This is a genomic window from Terriglobus albidus (genome assembly GCF_008000815.1).
Lineage (GTDB): Bacteria > Acidobacteriota > Terriglobia > Terriglobales > Acidobacteriaceae > Terriglobus > Terriglobus albidus_A.
This window is the reverse complement of sequence record NZ_CP042806.1, coordinates 804,543-827,928: the sequence shown is the minus strand read 5'-3', so window position 1 is coordinate 827,928 and position 23,386 is coordinate 804,543. Positions and strand designations below refer to the sequence as shown.

Here is a 23,386-nt window from a genome sequence, read left to right as displayed (position 1 = left end):
TCTCAGTTTGTCCCCAAATACAGGGTTGTCATCCTGAGCCGCAGGCGAAGGACCCGCTGTTTGTCGCCCAAGCGTTCAGGGCAGTTGCTGCACCTGTGTCCCCTGCGGAATAGTCAGTTCGAACTGATCGTTCTCCATCTCCTGATTAGGAGAGACCTTTGTGAGTGTCATCGCGATCTTGAGTTCGTCGAGCGGGCGTTCGATAGTAATGCGGGTCGGAAAATCGATATCTCCGAACTTCTGGTAACCCTCGTAGGTGGCGTGGGTGACCACGCGGCCTTCGCCGTCATAGATGTCCTGGGCGTAGGGCAACAGGGTGCTGCGGCCGATATGAATCACGCGGTGGGTCGCGAGCTCCACGCCGCCGTTCTTCTGGACGAAGAGGCTGACGTCGTAGTCCGGCTCCGTGACCATCTCTTTCTTCTTGGAGTCTGTCTGAATCACCCGTTCATCCGAGGTGATCGCAACCAACTCCCCAGCCTGCACTCCCTTGATCAGCAGCGAGTCATAGAAGACCGCCGGGCGAAGATTTTCGAGTGGGTTCTTCGACGGGGTTGCCAGCTCATTACTTCCCGTAATCGCACGGCTGCGCGGCGGAATCATCATCTTGAAGGTCTTTCCGTCGGTCACCATGTCGATGGCGCGGGTATGCACCACCGGCAGAAACAGAAGCACCCGCAGATCCTCCGGCTTACGCAGCAGGATGTAGCCGCTGAAGGTGGTATAGACCGTGACCTTGCCCTGCTTACTGCCGCCGGTGCTGGTGATGATATCCACCGAAGCATTCATCGTCTTGATGGCATCGAAGCGGCCCTGGATCTGGTGGATCAGCTCATCCAGCGTGGCGGATTTAACGTTGGCGACCGGGGGGGCCTTCTGGACACGGTAGGTATGCCGGAAACATCCGCTGGTCAGCAACACTGCCGCCAGCAATACTCCAGCTCGCCATCGTACTCTCGTCATCCTACCCAACCTGCCAAGTATATCGGGTCGCACTTTGGCGCCCGAACGCATGTTCTTGAATTTACGCAGACTTCTCTTGGATGTTCCATCCACGGTCAAGGGTTCGCAGATTCGTTATTTCTGCCGTTTCCTGCCAGAAGCGGTGCCAGGCACGGCGTGTTTTGGCGATCTGCTTTCCTGCATGGACGGAGCAGACGCAGCCGGAGCCTCACCGCTGGCGCGACGATAGGCCTGCACCTGCTCGGCGTGCTCTTTCAAATCGGCGGAGAAGACGCTGTGTCCCGATGCATCTGCAACAAAATAAAGGTAATCCGTCTCAGCAGGATGCATTGCGGCCTTCAGAGCCGCGACCCCTGGGCTGGCGATCGGCCCCGGCGGCAGGCCGCTATGCCGGTAGGTGTTGTAGGGCGAGTCATAGTCCAGATCGGAACGGTAGATGGTGCCCCGCCACCGGTTGTCGAGCAGAGCGGCGTAGATCACCGTGGGATCGGTGGCCAGCGGCATGCCTTTTGCCAGCCGGTTGACGAAGACCCCGGCGACCAGGGGACGCTCGGTATCGACGCGCACCTCTTTTTCGACCAGCGAGGCCATGGTAACGGTGCGGGCGACGTCGGTGGTCAGCCCCAGGGAAGTTGCTTCGCGCCGGAAACGCTTCACCATCGCGGCCTGCATCTGCTCCGGCGTCGCATGGCGGGAGAACTTGTAGGTCTCCGGGAAGAGATAGCCCTCGAGCGACCTGGCATCGGGCGAGAGGTCGCTGATCAGGGCGGTGTTCGTACGTGCGGCGGCAAGGAAGGCATCGGCTGTGCCCAGACCGGCGTGCTGTACCGCGGTCGCGATATCGAAGAGGTTGTAGCCTTCCGGAACGGTAACGGAGATGGTGTAGACATCGCCGCGGGCCATGCGGTCATAGATCTCGCGGACGGTTGCCGGATGATCGAAGCGGTACTCGCCGGCCTTGAGTGTGCCGTGCTGATAGGTGTGCCAGGCCTCGAAGGCGTAACGGCTGCGGACCACGCCGGCGCGTTCCAGGGATCCGGCGATGCCGCGAACGCCGGTGCCGGAGGGGATATCGACGAAGGTTTCGGTGGAAGGACCAAAGGGCGTCAGCAGGACATACGCTCCCGCGGCCGCGACCAACAACAGAATAAGAATCAAGACTCCGAGTACGTTCACGCCGCTCCTTCTAATGAGTTTGATTCAAGATGGCAGGCAGGTGTTCGCCGCCCGCTGAACTTCGATGCCACATCACGGAATAATCAGGAACTGTTCCAGCTTGCCGTCGGTGGTGGTGAACGTGGATAGCCTGACCTCTTTGCCCCCGGCAAAGGTCACCGTGAAGCTGCGCAGGGTCATGCCTCCGCGCAGGCTTTCATCCTGTTTGACGACAGACTTCACCTCACCCAGAGGCTGCAGGCTGGAGGAGAAGTCATCCAGTGCCTCCTGGTTGAAGTAGAAGTTGGCGTTGCCGGTAAAGATCGAGCGGTCGATCTTGCCTTGCTGCAGGCCGGAGAGGATGGTCTTCGCCTGGGTTTCGGGGCTGGCAGCGGCGTTGGGTCCCGGTGGAAGCATGGCGCCGGCGATGCCGCGCGCAATTGCACTGGCGGCGGAGCTGGCCTCCTGGTTGGTAAGGACGGCAATGGCGACCTTGTCCTCGGGAAAGACGCTGTTGGAGGCGACGAAGCCTCCGACCTCGCCCGTGTGCGAGACGACGTGATGTCCGTTGCGGTCGCCGACACTGATGCCAAGGCCGTAATGGGTGTCGGCGCCGTCCTTCAGCTTGAAGCTGGTGGTCAGCTCGCGATAGCTCTCCGGCTTGAGCAGCGTCTGGTTCATCACGCTGATATCCCAGGTGAGCAGGTCCTCCACCGGCATCGCCAGGTCGCCGTCGGCGAAGTACCAGCCCGGAGCTTCCAGGGTAGCCTTGCGCAGCGGGCCGAGGGCATTGCGGAAGTAGCCGGCTACCTGCAGTCGAGCTTGATCCGTATTCAGATCGAGGACGTGCTGCATGTGCAGCGGCTCCAGGATGCGCTGGCGGCGGAAGTCGGCGAACTTCATCCCGCCTGCCTTCTCGACGATCAGACCGGCGAGGACGAAGTTGGTGTTGGAGTACTGCCACTTCGTTCCCGGCTCGAAGTCCAGCGGCTTGCCTGCCCAGGTGTGGACCAGCTTGAGCGGGTCACCCGGTTTGGTCCACTCGGGAATGGTGTAGTCCTGCGGAGCGTAGTCTGAGTAGCCGGAAGTGTGGGTCAGCAGGTTGCGCAGGGTGATGTCTTTGGAGCGGGTGAGCTCCGGAAACCACTTCGCCACCGGATCGTCGAGCTTGAGTTTGCCGTCCTCCTGCAGCAGCAGGATGCAGGCCGCGGTGAACTGCTTGCTGATGGAGCCGATGGCGTAGGCCATCTCCGGCATGGCGTCAGCGTTGATGTCGAGACGCGATTTGCCGAAGGCTGTGGTGTAGACGATCGCTCCGTCTTTCACGATGCCAACCGAGGCCGAGGGCGCGCCGGTTTCTCTCAGCACCTTCTGCGCGGTCTCATCGATCTTCTGCTTCAGCTCCGGCGAAATCTCCTGTGCGTGGAGCGTAGCGCAGAGTGTCCACATTGCCGCAGCAGCGGCGAGAGTGCCATAGGTTCTTGTCTGTATCCGCATCGGTTTCTTCATTAGACGCCAGACGTAGCCGCAGTGCCTTTCGAACCGAAGCGAAAGACCGACGTGATCTTGCTCATCACCCACTTGGGCAATGCTGAGGCCGCCATGTAGTTCCGCAGCTCCTCGTAGCGGACCGCTCCCATGCTGTAGCCGATCAGAAGCCGCAGAAGATCTTGATCGCGCGCGGCGGCGCGAACGATCTGATCGATACGGCCGGAGTCGTTGAAGAGACGGCGCTGGATATCGACCGAGTGTTCAAGATCTCCGCCGATCTCCGCCTTCCATACGCGCTCGTAGCTCTTCAACTGCCCCTCGGAGAAATCGCCTGCCTGGATGGCGGCGATTGCCGCCTCGGCAGCCAGGGCGCCTGAGCTCATGGCGTAGAAGATGCCTTCGGCGGTGAAGGCGTTCACGAATCCGCCGGCATCGCCTGCCAGAAGAACACGTCCGGTATAGGTCTTCGCCAGTGGACCGCCGACGGGAATGGGGAATGCTTTATAGCTGTCCTTCTGCGTTTCGCCGGTGACGAAGCCTTTCTGCTTCATCTCCTCCACCCAGGCAGCGTGATGTTCTTTGCCCCTGCCGCGCAGCTCCTCCAGGTAGTAATTGAGCTTGCACCCGAAGCCGAGGTTGCAGTGGTCGGTCTTAGGGAAGATGTAGCCGTAGCCGAAGGTTTTGGTCAGCGTGAGGAAGAGCGAAACCGTATCGGGACGCGCGGCCTGCAGCCTGGCGACCGGTGTCTCCTCCATCATGTCGACTGCGTATTCTGACCGGATGTCGCCGACTCGCAGGCCGCTATGGCGGGCGATGACGGAGTTAGCTGAGTCGCAGCCGATGACCATTTTGGCGCGAAAGGTGCGGCCATCCGTGGCTTCGACTTCAACGCCATCTGGCAGGACGCGGAGTGCACGAACCGTGACACCCAGCTCCACCTGGGCCACTGCCTGGGCGCGGCGGAACAGAGCAGCATCGAACTCCCAGCGGCGGATCAGGTACATGATGGGATCGTCCTGCTCCCAGGTCACGCCGGTGCCGTCGGGAGACTCCAGGTACACGCGCCGGATGGGGTTGGTGCCGATTTCGGCAAGGACGTCTTTGACATACGGAAAGCGTGTCAGCATGCGGGCGGAGAGGCCGCCTCCGCAGGGTTTCTCCCGAGGGAAGACCTCGGCTTTTTCCAGCACGAGTGCACGCACACCGGCTTCACCAAGCAGTTTGGCAGCTGTGGACCCGGACGGACCGGCGCCCACCACAAGCACATCAATGTCGTTCATAGATTTCGCTCCCAGAGTACTAGAGCCGCCCCATAGTACCGCAGTCCTTTGTTCGTTCTTGATGCCGTGTAGCATTGCGCCGAGGTGACTGCCCATGAATCCCTCAACGCTGAGCGTCTTGCAACGAATGGAAGCGGAAGGGGCAGAGAACGACAACCGAGAGTCAGAGCACGCCCGAAAGTGGCTCAATCTCGAACCTGAGACAGGTTCTCTCCTCTCGGTCCTCCTCAGACTCTCCCGGGTGCACGATGTTTTGGAGATTGGTACGTCCACCGGCTACAGCACGATCTGTATCGCTTCCGTACTCCAGGAACAGGGTGGGCGAGTGACGACGATCGAGCGTGACCCCGTAAAGCAGGCGAGGGCACAGGCGAATGTTGCCGAAGCAGACTTGTCAGATTATGTGGATTGGAGACTGGGCGAGGCGACAGATATCGTCGCGGCTCTCTTCGGCCCATACGACTGTGTTTTCTTCGACGCCGATCGCGTCAGTGCTCCGGCTCAACTCAATCTGCTGTTGCCAAAGCTGTCTCGTCCCGCCCTGTTACTCACCGATAATGCGCTCTCGCACCCGGAACAGATTCAAGACTATCTCCGGCGTGTCGATGAACTGCCAGGGGTCATCCATATCGTCATACCCATCGGAAAGGGATTGAGCGTCGCCCATCTTCCCTAAAGGGGATTGGGACCCAGATCGCTTCCACGGAAGTGCAAGGTTGGGCTATTCGGCCTGAGGTAAGCTTTTCGGGTATGGCATAGGAGACCGGCCTGCGCAAGTAACGTGCTGATGCTGAATGCCCAGCTCATTCCGGATACGGTTGCCCTGGTAACGCTGATCGCGTTGCTGGAGGTCTTTCGGCGTCGTCACCCCGCGGACCGGGTGCGGTTGTGGCTGATCGGCATGCTGTGGATCTTCGTGGAGTGCGTGGCACGGATGTTCTACGAGCGCCATGCCCCTTATCACCGATTCCTTCATGTCATAGCGCTGGACTCGTATGTCATCGCCGGGACAATCTTCGTTTACAGCGCCCATCGTAACGCGATTCCCTGGACCACCCGGTTTGTGGTGCACGCGGTCAACGTACTGCCAATGGTAATCATCGCTGCGATGTATGGCGCCGAGTACCGCGGCAGTATGCTCCCCTACTACCTGTGCTGCGCGTTCGCGCTGATAACCGGCGGTCTGATGGCGACGGTCTTTCGCAGCAGCTTGTCCAGCCGGTTGGGGACCTATCTCGTCTTCCGCGTCCTCATCTGGGGTCCAACGATCGGCTTTCTGTATACGCACGAGGTCCGTGCAGCCGTGTACTGGCTGCTGGCGACGCTATTTCTTGCCGCCGGCATCAGCATGCACCAGATGTTGGAGCGCAGCGGAGCAGGCAAACTCGCCATTGTGGCGGGATTCACCATGTGGGCCTTCTGTTTCGGCACGCATCCGTTTGTGAGTGACAACGGGTTCTGGGGACCGATCATGAGCCGGTTCTGGGATCTGCAGAAGTTCATCATCATGGTCGGCATGCTGATGGTGCTGCTCGATGAGCAGATCGCCCACAATCACTCGCTGGCGTTGCATGACGACCTGACCGGCCTGCCCAATCGCCGCCTGCTGGAAGACAGGCTGGCCCAGGCGATGGCGCGGGCGGAGAGAAACGGAAGCAGTACAGCTGTCGTGATGCTGGATCTGAACGGCTTCAAGCGAGTGAACGATACTCTTGGCCATGCCGCCGGCGACCACCTCCTGTGTCAGTTTGTGGAAGAGCTGAAGAAGGCGGTACGGACCGCCGACACGCTGGCACGGTATGGCGGAGACGAATTCGTAGTGGTCGTTGGTGATATCGTCCGGGGCCAGCCCGTAGACCGGTTAGTAGAAGCGATGCGGCGAGCCGGAGCCAGGGACTACGAGGTGCAGGGACATACCTTCGCCGTCGAAGCCGCAGTCGGAGCGGCAGTCTTTCCCGAGGACGCCGGCACGGTTACAGAGCTACTACGCATTGCCGACGACCGCATGTACCGCAATAAGCCGCTGCGGCCGGTCACAGGCGGCATTAGCTCCAGCGACCTGGGCATCCCGATCGCGAAGTAGCAAGACGGATCGATCTCTGGTGACCATTTACTCCATCGACCGGATCGTTGGATTCCGAGACGGAGACCCCCAAACAGCGCTGAAGGCGCGTTCTATATCAGCCTGGGGCAACGCCCCAGGTATGCGGCACACGAGAGTTCCAAGGGCTGAAGGCCCGCTCTATAACTCTGCAGCTACCAGGGTAGTGAACCTAACGTTCGTGACATAAATCATGAAGAGTTTTTGCCATCCGAAGCGATGAAAAAGCAGGTCCTTCACTAATCACCCCAGCGAACAAGTTCGCTGGGGATCCCGAACGTTCAGGATGACAAAATTTATGACGCTGACTGGGTGGTTAGGGACCGCTTACAACGTCATATCGCCGTTGCCATTGCTGTTACGGAGCGCCGCTTCGATCTGGCCATTAACGTTGGCCTGAGCGACTTCGGCGGTAACGCGGATACCATTCATGATCGCGCGCTCATTGGAACTGCCGTGACCGATGGTGCAGACGCCGCGTACACCCAGAAGCGGAGCGCCACCGTACTCGGAGTAGTCGAGCTTACGCTTGAAGGTGTTGAAGGCCTTGCGGGAGAGCAGCGCTCCCACCTGTGCGGTCACGGTCGACTTAAGGGCATTCTTGAGCGACGACGAGAACAGCTTGACCAGGCCCTCGCTGGTCTTGAGGGCAACATTGCCGGTAAAGCCATCGCAAACAACGACGTCAGCGCGGCCGTTGTAGAGATCGCGGCCTTCTACGTTGCCGATGAAGTTTCGGCCCAGCAGATCGCGTAGCAGTGGCAGGGTCTCCCGAGTAAGCGAATTCCCTTTGGAGTCCTCTTCGCCGATCGACAGCAGACCGACAGAGGTGTCTCTGGTCTTCAGCACCTGTTCGCTGTAGACCTTGCCCATAATGGCGAAGTCCAGCAGGTTCTTCGGCTCGGAGTCGACATTCGCGCCCACATCCAGCAACAGGCAGGGAAGTCCGGTTTGTGTTGGCAGAATCGTCGCCAGCGCCGGGCGGTCAACACCCTCCAGGCCGCCCAACACCATCTTGGCGGTGGCCATGGCGGCGCCGGTGTTGCCGGCGGTGAAGAAGCCGGCGGCGCGGCCTTCGCGGACCATCTTCAGGCCGACACGCATGGAAGAGTCGCGCTTGGAGCGGACGGCCTGCGCCGCCTTGTCCTCCATGCTGATCCATTCGCTGGCGTGGACGATCTCGATCGGCAGCCGTTCGCCGCGCAGATGCTGGTCAAGCGCAGGGCGCAGAACTTCCCTGGGCCCAACAAGGTGGACCCTGACCGGCAGATGACGGCAGGCAAGGATGGCCCCACGAAGCTCGGGCTCGGGGGCCTTATCAGAGCCCATCGCGTCCAGAACGATATCAATCAGCATTCAGCGCCAGGGGTCTCTTTCGGATGTCAGAAGTTAGGCTTCGCTCTTCACTGCGAGAACTTCGCGGCCCTTGTAGGTGCCGCACTTGGGGCACGCACGGTGGGGCAGCTTGCGCTCATGGCAGTTCGGGCACTCGGAAACGCCCGTGGGAACGAGGAAGTCGTGGCTGCGGCGCTTCGCTGTGCGCTGCTTGGAGTGGCGCCGTTTCGGATTCGGCATGGCAATGTTCCTTTCACATCACCGCAGTGGCGCGCTTATCAGTTCTTCGCACGCTTCTACGGCACAATCCTTGAGATTTTCAAGATTTCATCCGGCTGGCCAGATCTGCGAGAGCGTTCCACCGCGGATCGACCGTGCGGTCCTCGCAGTCACAGCTTCCCTGGTTCAGATTCTGTCCGCAACGCGGGCAAAGTCCTTTGCAGTCTTCGCGACAGAGCGTCCGTCCGGGCAGGGAGAGCAACACCTGCTCCCGCACGACGTCCTCCAGCACGAGGCCGCTCTTCTCATAATACCCGATTTCGGTCTCCGCCTCCGAAATGGATCGTTCCCCCTGTCCGGCATCGATCCCGGTGGGACGGAAGAGGAGGTCGAACTCGCCCTCGATGTGCTGTGGAACCGGGTCGACACACCGGGCGCAAAGCACCTCGAAGTCACCCGAATATTTGGCCCGCAGGCGGATATCCTGCACAATTTCGCGGGGTCCACGATGTTCCGCCAGCAACTCCGCCCGGCCATTCACGGCCAGAACGCCCACCTGGCGGACATCCGGCGTATAGTCCAGCGCCGGCAGCTTCTCGTCCAGCTCCAGCGGCTCTTTTTCCAATAGCAGCGGCGTAATGAGCACCAGCGTTTCTCCCCTCTTTATTATCCACCCGGAGGGGGATTGAATGATGGAAGAATAGAGACGCCTCTCCTGCTGATTGGCGGCCTTATTCAATCATTCCGTCATTCAATCATCAATTCCCATACATTTATGATTCCTTCACAATGCACCGGTACATTGCCCTTCCCCTCGCCCTGAGCCTGACGGCGTTCGCTGCGGACAAACCCTCCACAACCAAGCCCGCGCAGCCAGCAGCCGAGACGCTCGACCTCGCCACCATCGCCCGCATCCGCGAGGAAGGCATCGGCCGGTCGCACGTGATGGAATACGCCGGGGCGCTCTTCGATCTCTCCGGTCCGCGCCTGACCTTCTCGCCGGACTACCAGAAAGCCGCCGACTGGTCCGTCGACCAGTTCAAGCACATGGGGCTCGTGAATGCCCATACCGAGAGCTTCGGCGAGACCGGCATGGGATGGCGGCAGATCGGCACGTCGGTGCTGATGACCCAGCCGGGAACTGCGACCATGCTGGCGCAGGCCGGTCCCTGGTCGCCCGCGACCAAGGGAGAGATCACGGCCGAGGTGATCGCCGTACCCACGCTGCACACGCCGGCCGATCTCGATAAGTGGAAGGGCAAGCTGGCCGGGAAGGTGGTTCTCTACGGAGACGCCCCGAAGACCTCACCCAATCCGTCGGCTCCGCTCGAGAGCTATGACGCTGCAAAGCTGCAGCACCTCTCCGAGTTTCCGCTGGACGGCGACCAGGGCGAGACGGATGTACTGCCCACCGATCCCAATTTCTGGGGCAAGCGTTTTACGACCTTCAAGGAGGACCTCGCGAAGTTCTTTGCCGCCGAGCACGCTGTAGCCGCGCTGATTCCAGGCGGAAGTAACGGAGCGCTGCATGACGACACCAGCACGGCGGGCTTCGGTTGGTTTGTCTTCAAGCCGGAGCACAGGCAGATGATTCCCGGCGCCGTGATCAACACCGAATCATTTCTACGCATGTCCCGCCTGCTCGAGCACAAGGTACCGGTGAGCGTGCGCATCAACATCCAGACGGAGTTCACGGGCGACAAGGTCGATGGCCTGAATGTGGTCGCCGATCTGCCCGGCACCGATCCCGCGCTCCAGGATCAGATCGTAATGGCCGGCGGACATCTCGATAGCTGGGTCGCCGGCACCGGCGCCACCGATGACGGTGCGGGTGTGGTAGTGGCGATGGAGGCGCTGCGCATTTTGAAGGCGCTCGATCTCAAACCGCGGCGAACGATTCGTGTTGCGCTGTGGGGCGGTGAAGAACAGGGCATCTACGGATCGCGTGGTTACGTCGTGAACCACCTGGCAAGCATGAAGTATCCCGAAGGAGAGAAGTACAAGAACCTTCCCGCATTCGTCATGCTGCCGAGCAGCGTCACGCCCAAGGCCGACTACGCGAACTTCGACGCCTATTTCAACATGGATAATGGCACTGGCAAGTTCCTCGGCGTCTATGCCGAGGGCAACAGCGAAGCCGCGAGCATCTTCCGCCAGTGGATGGAGCCGGTGAAAGACCTGGGCTTCACAGCCATCTCAGAACGCGCGACAGGCGCCACCGATCACGTCAGCTTCGACCAGGTAGGCCTTCCAGGCTTCCAGTTCATTCAGGACCCCCGCGACTACGACACCCGCAGCCACCACACCGCGCTCGATACCTACGAGCGCCTCTCCGAGCCGGACCTGCGTCAGGCCGCAACCATCATGGCGATCTTTCTATGGAACGCATCGCAGCGCGACGCCATGATGCCGAGGAAGACCGTGAACCTCAGTGTGCCGAAGCCGCTTGCGGGCCTGTACCCAAAGGTGAATTGAATCATTGAATGATTGAATAATCCCGTTGCCCCATTCTTTGTCGAAGACAAAGGGTGGGATCCCCAACCTTTCAATTTGTCATCCTGAGCGAAGCGAAGGACCCGCTTTTTACTTCTCATTTTTCGCAAAGCGAAGAATGAGACATTCGCGCTACGCGCGAACCATAGTGCTTAGGGCACACCTGTGCCTATTGGCATGCCAACAGCTCATCCCGCCTTACTTCCCAACTGGCAACCGGCAACTGTTAACTGGCAACTGCTTTTACGTCGTGTGATCCACCACGATCTTCCAACCACCCTCAGTCTTCTCCATCACCAGCGAAAAGACACCCTCGGCATTTCCGCCATCCTGTTTTTTTCGCTCGAGATGGAATCTTCCCAGCACCACCGCAAAATTCTCATCCAGCTGCTTCACATCGAAATCGGAAAAACTCAGCGTGCCCATCGCGGCCTTCGTCGGATAGCTCCGGCGGTAGTTGTCTGCCAGTTCCGCAAATCCTTTGTGCACGCCGCGGCTGACGAAGATCGTCTCCGGAGAGTCCTTATAGCCCGTCAGAAAGCCTTCAATGTCGCCTGCATTCCAGGAACGTTCCTGCGCGAGCAGAACCTTGACGCAATCCAGGGTCTGCTGGGGTACGGTTCCCAACTGGGCAGGTGCAAGGGTGGCGGAGGCGAAGACCAGGGCGAGCAAAATACGGCGCATGACTAAAATGTATCTATGCCCCACGCGCAGGCCAATACGAAAGTGGTGCACGCCGTCTGTTCGCATGACTGCCCGGACTCCTGCGGAGTCCTGGTGACGGTCGACACGCTGACCGGACGCGCCACCAAGGTGCAGGGAGATCCCTCGCATCCGGTCACACGCGGCTTTCTCTGCGGTAAGGTCGCCAAGTATCTCGACCGCGTCTATTCGCCAGACCGCCTGCTTTACCCCATGCGCCGCCGTTCGGATGTGCCGAAAGGCCCACTGGAGAAGGGCAACGAGGCTGCAGCCTTCGAGCGCATCTCCTGGGATGAGGCGCTGGATCTGATTGCTGGGCGCCTGAAGGCCATTACAGAGACTCACGGGCCGGAGTCGGTGCTCCCCTACTCCTATGCGGGCACCATCGGTCAGCTCGGCTACGGTTCGATGGATCGCCGCTTCTTCCATCGCCTGGGAGCCTCGCAGCTCGACCGCACCATCTGCGCCAGCGCCGGCGGTGCTGCCATGATGAGCGTCTACGGTGTAAAGCTCGGTGTCGAGCCGCAGAACTTCGCGCACGCCCGCTACATCATCGCCTGGGGCGCGAATATTCACGGCAACAACATCCACCTGTGGCCTTTCATCGAACAGGCGCGCCGCGATGGAGCGAAACTGATCGTCATCGATCCGTATAAGACCCGCACCGCGGCTCTGGCGGACTGGCACATCGCCATCCATCCCGGAACCGACACGGCTCTGGCGCTCGGCATGATGCACGTCATCGTGCGCGACGGTCTGGAGAACACGGAATACATCGCCCGCTGCACGCATGGCTTCGACGACCTCAAGCGCCATGTCCGGCAACCTGAATACGCTCCGGCACAGGTGGAGAAGGTGACCGGCGTTGCCGCTGCCGATATCGAGCGCCTCGCGCGGGAATATGCCCGTGCCGTGCCTTCGGCCATCCGGTTGAACTACGGCATCCAGCGCAGTGAGAACGGCGGCGCCGGCGCCCGTGCCGTGCTGATGCTGCCGCTGCTGACCGGCGCCTGGATGCATCGCGGCGGCGGTGTACAGCTTTCCACCTCAGGCTCCTTTCCGTTCAATTCAACGCGGCTACAGATGCCAGAGCTGATGCTGGCCAGCCCGCTGAAGCGTGAGGCGCGCGTGGTGAACATGTCACAGCTCGGCCAGGCGCTGACGGAGTTGAATGATCCGCCGGTGAAGGCGATGTTTGTCTACAACAGCAATCCCGCGGCAGTGGCTCCAAACCAGAATGCGGTGCTGCGCGGGATGGCTCGCGAAGACCTGTTCACCGTGGTGCACGAGCAGTTCTTCACCGACACGGCCGACTACGCGGACGTCCTGCTGCCCGCACCGACCTTCCTGGAAGTAAAAGACACGCAGGGAGCCTACGGGCATCTCTTCGCACAGCTTTCGTCACCGGCGATTGCGCCATTAGGCGAAGCGAGATCGAACGTGTGGCTTTTTGGCCAGCTCGGCCAACGCATGGGATTTCCAGAGACTTGCTTCCGCGACACCGAAGACGACCTGATCGCGCAGGCATATGAGACAACGCATCCGTGGTTTGCAGGCATTACGCCGGAACGCCTGGAGAAAGAAGGCCATGTCCGCCTGAATCTGCCGGAAGGCGAGCCATTCTCTTATCCGGAGTGGTTCCGTACGCCCTCCGGAAAAGGTGAGTTTTCGTCTACAGCGATCGCCGAGGCGGGAAGCGATGCGCTTCCGACCTTCCACGTTCCCAACGAATCGCGGTTGAGTCCCCAGGCGGCGATCTATCCGCTGGAGTTCCTGCCGCGCAAGGCCGACAACTACATGAATTCCACCTTCGCCAACCTGGAGAGCCATCAGAAGCTGGAGTCCGGACGAATCGGCGTACTGGAGATGCATCGCACCGATGCTGCCCTGCGCGGCATCGCCACCGGAGACCCGGTGGAAATCTTTAACGATCGGGGACGGATGCAACTTATCGCCCACGTCAACGGCACGGTACCGGAAGGCGTGGTGGCTGCCCGTCTCTCCTGGAATAAGACACATGCCGAAGGTCAGGGCATCAATCTGCTCACCAGCGAACGCCTTACCGATATCGGCGGAGGTGCAACTTTTTATTCCACATTGGTAGAGGTTCGCAAATCCTGCGTCTAACGACAGGTGAAGCGAATCCTTCGTGAGACCGGCGCCTGGCTTCTGATCCTTATCGGGGTGGCAGGCTGTGTCCTGCCCGTAATCCCCGGAATTCCTCTTCTGATCGCCGGTCTGGCCGTCCTCGCAGTCGACCGCGTGTGGGCGGCGCGGCTGCTGGAGCGCGTGAAGGAAAAGTGGGGGAAGGCAAAAGAGCGGGCGAGGACGCCGCAGAAGGTGGAATAGTTGAGCCTCAATTGAATAATTGAATAACGGAATGATTGAATAATTCACCCACTGCGTCTGTGGCAGGTCAATGATTCAATGCTTCATTTTTCGATAATTGAGCCCAATGAATGATTGAATAAATCATCGCGCGGGCGAACCGTCATTCAATCATTCCATTCTTCCATTATTCAATTCCCTTACCAGCTCCACCGCTTTTCCCCTCACCTCATCCGTATCGCCGAAACCACTCAACCAACGCACATCCTCATCCCGGCGGAACCAGGTGAGCTGGCGTTTAGCGTAGTTGCGATGGCCCTGCTGTGCGGCAGCGACGGCCTCTCCACGAGTGAGTGAGCCTTGCAGTAATGCCAGCGCCTGGGCGTAGCCGAGTGAGGTCAGGGGCCGCACATCGGCGCCATATTTCGCCGCAAGTGCGGCAGTCTCTTCAACCAGTCCGTGGTCGAACATGGCCGCGGCGCGGAGATTGATGCGGTCGTAGAGCAGCGCTCGGTCGGGGTTGAGGCCGATACGCAGAATGCGGTAGCCGGTGAGCGGATCACGTCCCTGTTGCTGCCAGGCCTCGGTCATTGGTGTCTTTGCCGTAAGACAGACCTCGATGGCGCGAATCAGCTTTGGTGTGTCATTGGCGTGGATGCTCTCAGCGGCCTTGCAGTCCAGGCGAGTGAGCAGGCGGTGCAGATATTCACTGCCGCGTGCAGCAGCGCGCTGACGGAGCCGATCCCGCAGCTCCTCGTCGCGCTGAGGACCTTCGAAGAGACCATCGGTGAGCGCCCGAAGATAGAGGCCGGTGCCTCCGCTGACGATCGGCAGGTGGCCACGTGCGGCGATCTCGGCTATAGCGGCGCGGGCCTCGCGGCTGTAGTCGCCCGCAGTGCAGGGCTCATCCGGATTGCGGATGTCGATCAGGTGATGAGGTACAGCCGCGCGTTCCTCGGGCGAGGGCTTGGCGGAGCCGACATCCATGCCGCGATAGACGGAGACCGAGTCACAGCTCACAATCTCACCGTTGAAGCGCTGCGCCAGATGGATACCCAGCGAAGTTTTGCCGCTTGCCGTCGGGCCGACAAGCACTACCAACAAATGCTCTACCATGGCTTCCACCACCCAGCCCCCAGCGTGTGGTGCAGATGAGCCCGCCACAGAGCTCCCGCGATGACCAGAAGAGCCAGGACAAGAAGACCGCGTGCGATGGAGATTAACGCATCAGGCTTCATTGCACGGGCATGTTGTAGAAGAATCCGCAGCGCAGCTCAAGGTACGGTCCTTTGAACTCCTTGGGCAGGGGGGGAAATTGTCCCTCGGCGGTGATGGCTCCCCAGGCGGCTTTGTCGAGCGCGACATCGCCGGACTTGGTCTCCAGCAGGATGTTGCCGATGCGGCCGTCGGGAAGGATCACGAAGCGAATACCGGTGACGCCCTGCTTCAGGATCGGCGGACGGACCGACTCTGGAATCAACGGATCCCAGTTGCGCTGGATGTCGTTCCGCAGGCGGCGCATGTAGGGACCGAAGTCCACGCCCATGGTGTCGGAGAGAATCTCGGCGCCTGCCTGCAGGCCTGGGTGCTGCGGGTTCGCGTTCTGCCCATAATTGCCGCCACCACCGCCGCTGCGAGCCGCCTGTGCGGCCTGCTGCACCAGATTGCCAAAGCCGGTAGAGGCGCGATTGGTATTGAAGTTGGGCTTAGGCGCATCCAGAGACGCCTGCTGCTGTGGCGGAGGCTGATGCTGCGGCAGCGGCGTAGACGGCAACGGCTGCTGCTGCGCCTGTTGCGGCGCCGGCTGCTGCTGCTGTGGAGCAGGTGCGGGGGCTGCCTGCTGCGGAGCAGGCTGGGGCGCGGGAGGCGCCTGCACCGGAGCCGGAGGAGCGCTACGCTGCATGGCCTGCAACTGCTGCAGCGTCTTCTTGTCGAGCGTCGGAGTCTTCGTCTGGGCGACGCGATCTTTGTCGCTGATGATGTCCGTGGGCTTCTTCGGCAGCTTCTTGCTGACATCCGGCGGCAGATCGAGGTAACGCAGCTCCTTGTCGCGCTGCTTCAGGGCGTCCACAACGGAGATGACCTTGCCCTGGTGGAAGAGCACCCTGGGCCCATAGAACATGAACCAACCAAGGATCAGCCAGACGATGACCGAGATGTAGATCGACTCACGGAAGCGCGCCCGGGCGCGCTCATCGTCGATCTCATCCATCAGGTGGAGCAGCTCATGGTGCTCCATCTCGTCGTAGCGGCGGGCTTTACGGCCGCGAAGCTCCGGCGAAGGAGCGTTGGGTGGCGTTTCCACTGGCGTCATCTTGAGATAAGACTTCTACCGCGGACAGGAAGTCTCGCCGGCAGTTGACCTTCTTGCTATTTTCTCACCCCCGCCCCGTACAATGACCGGATGCGCGCCACAGTCATTACTGTTTCCGACAGCAGTTTCGCCGGCCGAAGACCAGATCTCTCCGGTCCCAGGGTGAGGAAGGTGCTTGAAGCGGCAGGGTTTACGGTCGATCAGCGGCTGGTTCCGGACAATGTGGAGGCGATTGCATCTACCCTGCGGGAGTCCTCGCAGGCGGCGCAGCTTGTGGTTACTACCGGGGGAACAGGGCTGGCGGAACGGGATGTCACGCCGGAGGCCACACTTTCGGTTTGCACGCGGCTGGTTCCCGGCCTGGCGGAGCGTATGCGTTCTGAGGGCGCAAAAATGACGCCGCTGGCTGCACTCAGCCGGGGTGTCTGTGGCATCCTCGACCGCACCCTGGTCATCAACCTTCCGGGAAGCCCCAGCGGCGCGCAGGAGTCACTGGAGACCGTGCTTCCTCTTCTGCCGCATGCCCTGGAGCTTCTGGCCGGGCACACCGATCACGCCAGCCCAGCCCGATAAGCCGGTCCGAAGTCAAATGAGATTAATCCAGGCACGATAAAATGGAACTTCCGTGAAATCTTCGCCTTCAGCACTTATTCACAAGTTCCTCGCTTGGCTGCTCAAGCTGCTGCTGCCGCTCGGCTTCTGGGGAATCGGCGCCCTTGCGCTCATTGACTCCGCGACCATTCCGGTCCCGATCGACGCTCTGCTCATCGCTTATGTCGTCCACGATCACCCCAAGGCGTTCCTGTTTGTGCTGCTGGCAGCGGCGGGTTCCGCGATTGGAAGCCTGGTGCCCTTCTATGTCGGCCGTGCCGGTGGCGAGCTGTTTCTGCTGAAGCGCATCAACCGCAAGCGGTATGAACAGCTTCGCGACCGCTTTGAACGGCAGGAGTTCCTGGCCATCATGATCCCGGCCATGCTGCCGCCGCCGACCCCGATCAAACTCTTCGAATTTGCCGCCGGTGTCTTCGAGATGCGCACAGCAACGTTCTTCCTGGCGATCTTCCTGGGCAAGTTCCTGCGCTTCGGGGCCGAAGCCGCCATCACCATCCTCTACGGCCCACAGATTATCGATACGGCCGGCAACATGATTCATGAGCACACCGGCTATGTCATCGGTATCGGTGGCTTGCTGCTGCTGCTGGTAGGCTTCTGGATCGTCCGCAAACTCTTCGACCGCCGCAAGGGCGACCGATTTCCAGTGGAGGAAAACGCCGCGGTTGAACCAGTGGTAAACGAATTGAATGATTGAAGAATGGAAGAATGGAAGAATTGAATAATCGGAAAGCGTAGTGGCTGCCGTTGGCGCCTATTCCTTATTCAATTATTCCGTTATTCCATCCTTCAATAAAATAGGGGTGGTAAACGATTGAATGATTGAAGAATGGAAGAATTGAATAATCGGAGAATGTAGCGGCCGCCGTTGGCTTATTCAATCATTCAATTCTCCCGCCACTCCATCCTTCAATAAACTATTGCTTCATGAACACCCCCCGTATTGCCATTCCCATTCCCTGGTCCACCGATGCGGCGTACTCGCAGCGTGCGTGGCCGCAGTATGCTGAGGCGCTTCGGCGTTGCGGAGCGGAGCCGGTTCCGGTGCCGCTGGACAGCACCAACGATGAGATTGCCAGGATCGCCAATAGCTGCCAGGCCTTTCTTCTGCCCGGCAGCGGCGCTGATGTGAATCCGCAGAAGTATGGGCAGCCGCGCGATCCTGAAACCGCCGAGCCAGATCCCGCGCGCGAGAATGTCGATGAGCTGCTGCTGCAGGATGCGCACAACATGCACAAGCCGCTGCTCTGCATCTGCTTCGGCGTGCAGATGTTGAATGTATGGCGCACCGGATCGCTGGTGCAGCATGTGGAGGGCACGGGAATCGATCATCGCGCCGGGCGCGAGGTGATGGAGGCTCATCCGGCCGAGGTTGCGGCTGACTCCATGCTGGGCGGAATCGTGGCGGCAACGGGGGTTGCGGAGCACGATCACATGCTGACCGTACCGGTGAACAGCAGCCATCACCAGGCTCTGCAGGATCCTGGTGACGGTCTGCGGATCGTTGCGCGGTGTCCTGCGGACGGCGTCATCGAGGCTGTCGAAGGTGGCCAGCATCCGGGCCACTTCGTGCTCGGAGTGCAGTGGCATCCGGAGCGCACCTTCGATCATTCGCCGGCTTCACGGGCGATCTTTGAGCGCTTTGTCGACGAGGCACGGCAGTGGAAGCCGCGCGAGATCAAGGATTCCATCGCATGACCGTCGATGTTGCCCGCGTGATTGTGCAGACACGGAAGCTGGTGGAGATCGAGTCTCCATCGGACGACAAGGCCGCAGTCGATCGTTGTAACGATACCCTTCTGGAGCTTGCCGCCGCGCTGCAGCCTCAGATCAAGCGTCATCGGCAGAAGCAGCACGGCGACCTGCTCGAATTGCGTTTCGGAGCGAAACGCAAGGGGCGCAGGCCGGTCGTGCTGCTCGGTCATCTCGATACCGTATGGCCCATCGGTACGCTGAAGACGATGCCCTGGCGGCAGACGGCGACACATCTCTATGGCCCGGGCGTACTGGACATGAAGCTCGGCGTGGCAATGGCGCTGGAAGCATTGCGCTCTGCACCATTGCAGCGCGAGTTGGTGCTGCTGCTCGTCTCCGACGAAGAGATCGGCAGCCCGATATCACGCCCCATCACGGAGAAGATCGCGCAGACCGCCGAGGCTGTCTTTGTGCTGGAGCCGGCACAGGCGCCGAACTGGGCTTACAAGACGCAACGCAAGGGCATCGGTAACTACCGCATTGCCGTAACCGGCGTCAGCGCACACGCAGGCGTCGATCCGGAAAAGGGCCACTCGGCGACGCTGGAGCTCTCGCGGCAGTTGCTGAAGATCGCTGAGTTCAATGACGTGAAGCGCGGCGTCACGTTGAATGCCGGAGTCATCAGCGGCGGCACCAAGTCGAACGTGATTGCTGCGGAAGCCTGGGCCGAGATCGATCTGCGAATTCCAACCGTGCGCGATGGCGAACGGATCGACCGCAAGCTGCGTGCGCTGAAGGCAGTGGATAAGGCATGCACCCTGTCGGTGACCGGCGGCATCAATCGCCCTCCGATGGAGCGGTCTGCAGGAACTGTGCGGCTCTATCGGCAGGCAAAGAAGCTGGCGGCCGGCCTTGGATTTTCACTGGACGAGGCAGCGACCGGCGGAGGCTCGGATGGCAATTTCACGGCTCCGTTCGCGCCAACGCTCGACGGCATGGGCGCAGTCGGCATCGGAGCCCACGCCGTGCACGAACAGATCGAGATCGCCCACATTGCCCTACGCACAGAGCTGCTGGCGCAGATGGTTGCTAGTTGCTGAGTCTAAAGTCCGCGACATAAATCATGAACAGCTTTGCCATCCGAAACGTTGAAAAAGCAGGTCCTTCACTACGTTCAGGATGACAAAATTTACTACAAGAACTTCAGACTCAGGGCACTAGCTGCTAGTCCCTGGTTGCTAGTTCAGCCCAACCGGGTTCGAGCTTCGCTCGAATCCGTTTTTGCTTGTCATCCTGAGCCGCAGGCGAAGGACCCGCTTTCGATAACCCATGCCAGCCCGGAGTTATTCAAAAGCTCTTCAAAAGATTCGCCACAGCAGCAATCGGCAGACCCACGACATTGGAATAATCCCCTTCAATCCGGGGAATAAACCGGGCCGCGCCGCCCTGGATGCCATACGCCCCGGCTTTATCCATCGGCTCCCCTGTGGCGACGTACTCAGCGATCTCGTGCTCCGTCATAGCCTGGAAGAAAACACTGGTCGTTTCGGCATGAGTCACCGCCTTCTGGAACGAGAGCAGGGCAATACCGGTGACCACCTGGTGAGCGCGTCCGCTCAGGGCACGGAGCATGACTACGGCGTCGGCAGCGCCTGTCGGTTTCCCAAGCAGGACATTGTCCAGCGTCACGGTGGTATCGGCGCCAAGCACTACCAGATCGTGCTCACAGGGATGTCTGGCCAGTACGATCTGGGCCTTCTCGCGGGCCAGGCGCGTGGTGTAGCTGACAGGGTCTTCTCCCGGATACTGCGACTCGTCGATGTCGGTCGTCTCCACCGTAAAGACGATACCGGCCTGGGTCAGGAGTTCCCGGCGGCGAGGAGAGGCGGAGGCGAGAATCAAGCGCATATGTCTATTGAATAACGGAATGATGGGAGAATTGAAGCGTCAGCTTATTCTGTCGCCTTCATCATTCCACTGATAAAAGCTCAGGGAGGCGTCCCCTTGTTTGAGCACACGCGTGCGTTCCAGGTTGCCGACGCGCTCGGGAAGCTCCACTTTGTTGCGATGCTCGGCGACCACGCGGGCTCCGTCGTTCAGCAGCTCTTCATGCGAGCCCAGGAAGGCAAGGGTGCGCTCATACTCCTGCGCCATATCCCATGGAGGGTCGAGGAAGATCAGGTCGATCGCCGTCTTTTCTTTGGCGAGTTTGGAGAGAAGGGTTGAAACACCACTGTTATCGACTACGGCTCCCTCGGCTCCCAGCGTCCGCAGATTGGCCCGCAGCGTGGCCAGGGCGGGCGAAGATTTCTCCGCAAACCAGACGCGGCGTGCTCCCCGGCTCAGCGCCTCCAGGCCCACAGCGCCCGAACCGGCGTATAAGTCCAGCACACGCAAGCCGGTACAGTCCTGCCCCAGCACGTTAAAGAGCGTCTCGCGCAGACGGTCGCTGGTCGGCCTGGTTGCCTCGCTTTTTGGCGCCGCAATCTGCCTCGATCTCCACTTCCCACCGATGATCCTCATCCCGTGACTACAATAAACCTCATGCGCTCCTGGTCCATCCCGCTCGGCCGTTGGTTCGGCGTAGAGATACGTATGCACACCTTCTTCGTGCTGCTGCTCGCGCTCTCGGTGAGCTGGGCTTCGATGTCCAACCACAACGGCATGCGCGGCGTGGCCCTCTGGCTGATCCTCGTCTTCGCCGTGGTGGTACGTGAGATCGCACGGCTGCTGGCTTGCTCGTGGTTCAACCTGGAACTGCGCTCTATTCAATTGCTACCGACCGGCGGCCTGATCCAGTTCGCTACCGCCGACTCGATGGAGCGCGCCAACGAAGGCGCCATCCAGCGCAAGATCGCCATCGTCGGTCCGATCACCAGCTTCCTGTTTGGCGGCATGATCGGTCTGCTGATCTTCGCAGCCACCCCCGATGTAGACATGTTGAGCCGCCCCTGGATCACGCCCTTCCACCTCCTGCGCGCCGCCTTCTGGATCCAGCTCCTGCTGGGCGCCATCAATCTGCTGCCGGCGTGGCCGCTCGATGCGGGCCGCGTGCTGCGCGGCGAATTCTCGCGCTCTCGTGGACTGGCCGGCGGAACCCGCGCCGCCGTGGGCTTCGGCCAGATGATCGCGCTGGTGATGATCATCGCCGGTATCGTCACCTTCAACATGTGGCTTCTGCTGATCGGCGCCTTTGTGTTGATCGGCGCACAGATGGAAGACCACGGCCTCATGTTGCAGAGCTCGGTCGATACGGTGGTGATGCGCGATGTCATGCTGACAGAGTTCGCCACCCTTTCCGCCTCCGACACGCTGGAAGATGCACTGGAGAAGTCGATCCACTCCATGCAGGATGTCTTCCCCGTGACCCGCGGCAATAACCTGGTGGGCGTTATCAGCCGGCAGAGCATCCTGGAGGCGCTGCAGTCCGAGGGCAACGGCTATGTGCAGGCGATCATGTCGCGCGCCTTCCATACGGCGCAGTCCGGCGACTCGCTGGTGCAGACCCTGCGCCGCATGATGGGACCACGTGCCCAGGCACAGCTCGTTCCTGTACTCGACGGCGAACGGATCGTGGGCATCATCACGCCACAGAACCTGAACCAGTCGATGAGCCTGCTTGCCCTCAAGCGCCGCATGCGCAACTTTGAGGAGCAGCAGTCGTGAGTGAGCCTGCGCCGCTGGCGCCGGGTTTGTATCTTGTCGCAACGCCGATCGGCAATCTGGAAGACATTACCCTGCGCGCTCTGCGTGTCTTGCAGTCGGTCGACCGCATCGCCTGCGAAGACACACGGCAGACGCAGAAGCTTCTGAATCACTACCAGATTCAGAAGCCGACCATCAGCTATCACCAGCACAACGAGCGCTCGCGCAGTGATGAGTTGGTGATAGCGCTGCAGGCCGGGCAGCGCATCGCCATCGTCTCCGACGCCGGCACACCCGGCATCGCCGATCCAGGCGTCGAGGTGGTTGCGGCAGCCATCGCCGCAGGCATACCCGTCTATCCGATTCCAGGAGCGAACGCGGCGATCTCCGCACTCATTGCCAGCGGTCTGTCGACAGAAAGCTTCACCTTCCACGGATTCCTGCCGCCCAAATCAGGCCAGCGCAGAACCCAGTTGGAGTCGCTCGTACTGGACGGCACAACGCACATCTTCTACGAAGCCCCGCACCGCATCGTCGAAACGCTGGAAGACGTGGCGGCAGTCTTTGGAGCGCAGCATCCGGTAGCGCTGGCGCGCGAGGTGACGAAGCTGCACGAAGAACATCTGCGCGGTCCAGTCTCCGAGATACTGGACATACTCAAAGCCCGTGACTCAATTCGCGGAGAGTTCGTCCTCCTGCTCAGCGGCGAGCCTCCCGCGGAAGAGGCCGCGCAGGCAGCGCCCGCTTCCATCGCGTCGACTGTCGATGCGCTTATGAAACAGGGGCTCTCCGAAAAAGACGCCCTCAAGCAGGTAGCCCGCGACCGCAACCTGGGCAAGAGCGAAGTCTACCGCCAGTGGCAACGCGAAAAGACTCGCCGCTAAAGCGGCGGATGGAATGATTGAAGAATTGAATAATCCAGGCTGCCCATACATCGGGTGCCCCGGGTCCCCATAGGGACCTGGGTATTCGCGCTCCGGGGTTCCCGGCCAGCTTCGCTGGCTGGGGTGAAGCTTCGCGCGAACCGCCTTTAGTTTGTCATCCTGAGCAAAG

The 23,386-nt window shown here is 60.6% G+C and carries 23 protein-coding genes; 11 read left to right on the top strand and 12 right to left on the bottom strand.

All coding sequences use genetic code 11. The features are described from left to right. Positions 1-75 precede the first annotated feature (75 nt). The 4 genes from FTW19_RS03470 to FTW19_RS03455 form a co-directional block, all read right to left on the bottom strand. Positions 76-963, bottom strand: coding sequence for a DUF4292 domain-containing protein (locus tag FTW19_RS03470; protein WP_187143232.1), 888 nt, complete (start codon positions 961-963; stop codon positions 76-78). A gap of 114 nt (positions 964-1,077) precedes the next feature. Continuing rightward, complete coding sequence (mltG, locus tag FTW19_RS03465; protein ID WP_147646350.1) at positions 1,078-2,139, bottom strand: endolytic transglycosylase MltG; 1,062 nt, start codon at positions 2,137-2,139, stop codon at positions 1,078-1,080. A gap of 72 nt (positions 2,140-2,211) precedes the next feature. Further along, positions 2,212-3,615, bottom strand: a complete 1,404-nt coding sequence (locus FTW19_RS03460; protein WP_246153549.1) for a serine hydrolase domain-containing protein — start codon at positions 3,613-3,615, stop codon at positions 2,212-2,214. An 11-nt stretch (positions 3,616-3,626) separates the two neighbouring features. After that, the gene (locus tag FTW19_RS03455) at positions 3,627-4,889 is read right to left on the bottom strand and encodes an NAD(P)/FAD-dependent oxidoreductase (RefSeq protein WP_147646349.1); all 1,263 of its coding nucleotides are present in this window, start codon (positions 4,887-4,889) and stop codon (positions 3,627-3,629) included. Between the two features lie 94 nt (positions 4,890-4,983). On the opposite strand from FTW19_RS03455, the gene FTW19_RS03450 reads away from it, so the two are divergent. Together FTW19_RS03450 and FTW19_RS03445 are read left to right on the top strand one after the other, a co-directional pair. Next, entirely contained in the window at positions 4,984-5,565 is a 582-nt protein-coding gene (locus tag FTW19_RS03450) for an O-methyltransferase (RefSeq protein WP_147646348.1), read from the top strand. A 111-nt stretch (positions 5,566-5,676) separates the two neighbouring features. Continuing rightward, a complete protein-coding gene (locus tag FTW19_RS03445) occupies positions 5,677-6,972 on the top strand; it encodes a GGDEF domain-containing protein (protein ID WP_147646347.1) in 1,296 nt (431 codons plus the stop codon). 345 nt (positions 6,973-7,317) lie between these two features. Here FTW19_RS03445 and plsX read toward each other — a convergent pair whose 3' ends face one another. From plsX to FTW19_RS03430, 3 genes are all read right to left on the bottom strand, one after another. Beyond that, the gene (plsX, locus tag FTW19_RS03440) at positions 7,318-8,346 is read right to left on the bottom strand and encodes a phosphate acyltransferase PlsX (RefSeq protein WP_147646346.1); all 1,029 of its coding nucleotides are present in this window, start codon (positions 8,344-8,346) and stop codon (positions 7,318-7,320) included. 33 nt (positions 8,347-8,379) lie between these two features. Further along, positions 8,380-8,565, bottom strand: coding sequence for a 50S ribosomal protein L32 (gene rpmF, locus FTW19_RS03435; RefSeq protein ID WP_147646345.1), 186 nt, complete (start codon positions 8,563-8,565; stop codon positions 8,380-8,382). Between the two features lie 79 nt (positions 8,566-8,644). After that, complete coding sequence (locus FTW19_RS03430) at positions 8,645-9,190, bottom strand: YceD family protein (RefSeq protein WP_147646344.1); 546 nt, start codon at positions 9,188-9,190, stop codon at positions 8,645-8,647. A 143-nt stretch (positions 9,191-9,333) separates the two neighbouring features. Between FTW19_RS03430 and FTW19_RS03425 the strand changes: the two genes are divergently transcribed. Beyond that, positions 9,334-11,019 carry a M20/M25/M40 family metallo-hydrolase gene (locus tag FTW19_RS03425; protein WP_147646343.1) on the top strand — a complete coding sequence of 562 codons (1,686 nt, stop codon included), beginning with the start codon at positions 9,334-9,336 and terminating at the stop codon, positions 11,017-11,019. A gap of 261 nt (positions 11,020-11,280) precedes the next feature. Here FTW19_RS03425 and FTW19_RS03420 read toward each other — a convergent pair whose 3' ends face one another. Further along, on the bottom strand, positions 11,281-11,721 hold the full coding sequence (locus FTW19_RS03420) for a YybH family protein (protein WP_147646342.1): 441 nt from the start codon (positions 11,719-11,721) through the stop codon (positions 11,281-11,283). Between the two features lie 15 nt (positions 11,722-11,736). On the opposite strand from FTW19_RS03420, the gene FTW19_RS03415 reads away from it, so the two are divergent. Beyond that, positions 11,737-13,866: a molybdopterin-containing oxidoreductase family protein gene (locus FTW19_RS03415; RefSeq protein ID WP_147646341.1), complete on the top strand. Its 2,130-nt coding sequence runs from the start codon at positions 11,737-11,739 to the stop codon at positions 13,864-13,866. Positions 13,867-13,872: 6 nt separating this feature from the next. Beyond that, a complete protein-coding gene (locus tag FTW19_RS03410; protein WP_147646340.1) occupies positions 13,873-14,088 on the top strand; it encodes a PGPGW domain-containing protein in 216 nt (71 codons plus the stop codon). Positions 14,089-14,238: 150 nt separating this feature from the next. Here FTW19_RS03410 and miaA read toward each other — a convergent pair whose 3' ends face one another. Together miaA and FTW19_RS03400 are read right to left on the bottom strand one after the other, a co-directional pair. Further along, positions 14,239-15,183 (bottom strand): tRNA (adenosine(37)-N6)-dimethylallyltransferase MiaA, encoded by a 945-nt coding sequence (miaA, locus tag FTW19_RS03405; protein WP_147646339.1) that lies wholly within the window; start codon positions 15,181-15,183, stop codon positions 14,239-14,241. Between the two features lie 118 nt (positions 15,184-15,301). After that, positions 15,302-16,381, bottom strand: coding sequence for a TonB C-terminal domain-containing protein (locus FTW19_RS03400; RefSeq protein WP_147646338.1), 1,080 nt, complete (start codon positions 16,379-16,381; stop codon positions 15,302-15,304). A 90-nt stretch (positions 16,382-16,471) separates the two neighbouring features. On the opposite strand from FTW19_RS03400, the gene FTW19_RS03395 reads away from it, so the two are divergent. From FTW19_RS03395 to FTW19_RS03380, 4 genes are all read left to right on the top strand, one after another. Beyond that, on the top strand, positions 16,472-16,954 hold the full coding sequence (locus tag FTW19_RS03395) for a MogA/MoaB family molybdenum cofactor biosynthesis protein (RefSeq protein WP_147646337.1): 483 nt from the start codon (positions 16,472-16,474) through the stop codon (positions 16,952-16,954). A gap of 52 nt (positions 16,955-17,006) precedes the next feature. Then, positions 17,007-17,690 (top strand): YqaA family protein, encoded by a 684-nt coding sequence (locus FTW19_RS03390; RefSeq protein ID WP_147646336.1) that lies wholly within the window; start codon positions 17,007-17,009, stop codon positions 17,688-17,690. Positions 17,691-17,920: 230 nt separating this feature from the next. Then, on the top strand, positions 17,921-18,691 hold the full coding sequence (locus FTW19_RS03385) for a gamma-glutamyl-gamma-aminobutyrate hydrolase family protein (RefSeq protein ID WP_147646335.1): 771 nt from the start codon (positions 17,921-17,923) through the stop codon (positions 18,689-18,691). Continuing rightward, positions 18,688-19,788 (top strand): M20 family metallopeptidase, encoded by a 1,101-nt coding sequence (locus FTW19_RS03380; RefSeq protein WP_147646334.1) that lies wholly within the window; start codon positions 18,688-18,690, stop codon positions 19,786-19,788. The genes FTW19_RS03385 and FTW19_RS03380 overlap by 4 nt, the downstream gene beginning before the upstream one ends. Positions 19,789-20,035: 247 nt before the next feature. Here FTW19_RS03380 and FTW19_RS03375 read toward each other — a convergent pair whose 3' ends face one another. After that, the gene (locus FTW19_RS03375) at positions 20,036-20,596 is read right to left on the bottom strand and encodes a Maf family protein (RefSeq protein ID WP_147646333.1); all 561 of its coding nucleotides are present in this window, start codon (positions 20,594-20,596) and stop codon (positions 20,036-20,038) included. Between the two features lie 39 nt (positions 20,597-20,635). Further along, a complete protein-coding gene (gene rsmD, locus FTW19_RS03370; protein ID WP_147646332.1) occupies positions 20,636-21,211 on the bottom strand; it encodes a 16S rRNA (guanine(966)-N(2))-methyltransferase RsmD in 576 nt (191 codons plus the stop codon). A gap of 72 nt (positions 21,212-21,283) precedes the next feature. Here rsmD and FTW19_RS03365 point away from each other — a divergent pair, with 72 nt between their 5' ends. Together FTW19_RS03365 and rsmI are read left to right on the top strand one after the other, a co-directional pair. Then, on the top strand, positions 21,284-22,354 hold the full coding sequence (locus tag FTW19_RS03365; protein ID WP_246153548.1) for a CBS domain-containing protein: 1,071 nt from the start codon (positions 21,284-21,286) through the stop codon (positions 22,352-22,354). Further along, positions 22,351-23,217 (top strand): 16S rRNA (cytidine(1402)-2'-O)-methyltransferase, encoded by an 867-nt coding sequence (rsmI, locus tag FTW19_RS03360; protein ID WP_147646330.1) that lies wholly within the window; start codon positions 22,351-22,353, stop codon positions 23,215-23,217. Before FTW19_RS03365 ends, rsmI begins: the two co-directional genes overlap by 4 nt. Positions 23,218-23,386 lie beyond the last annotated feature (169 nt).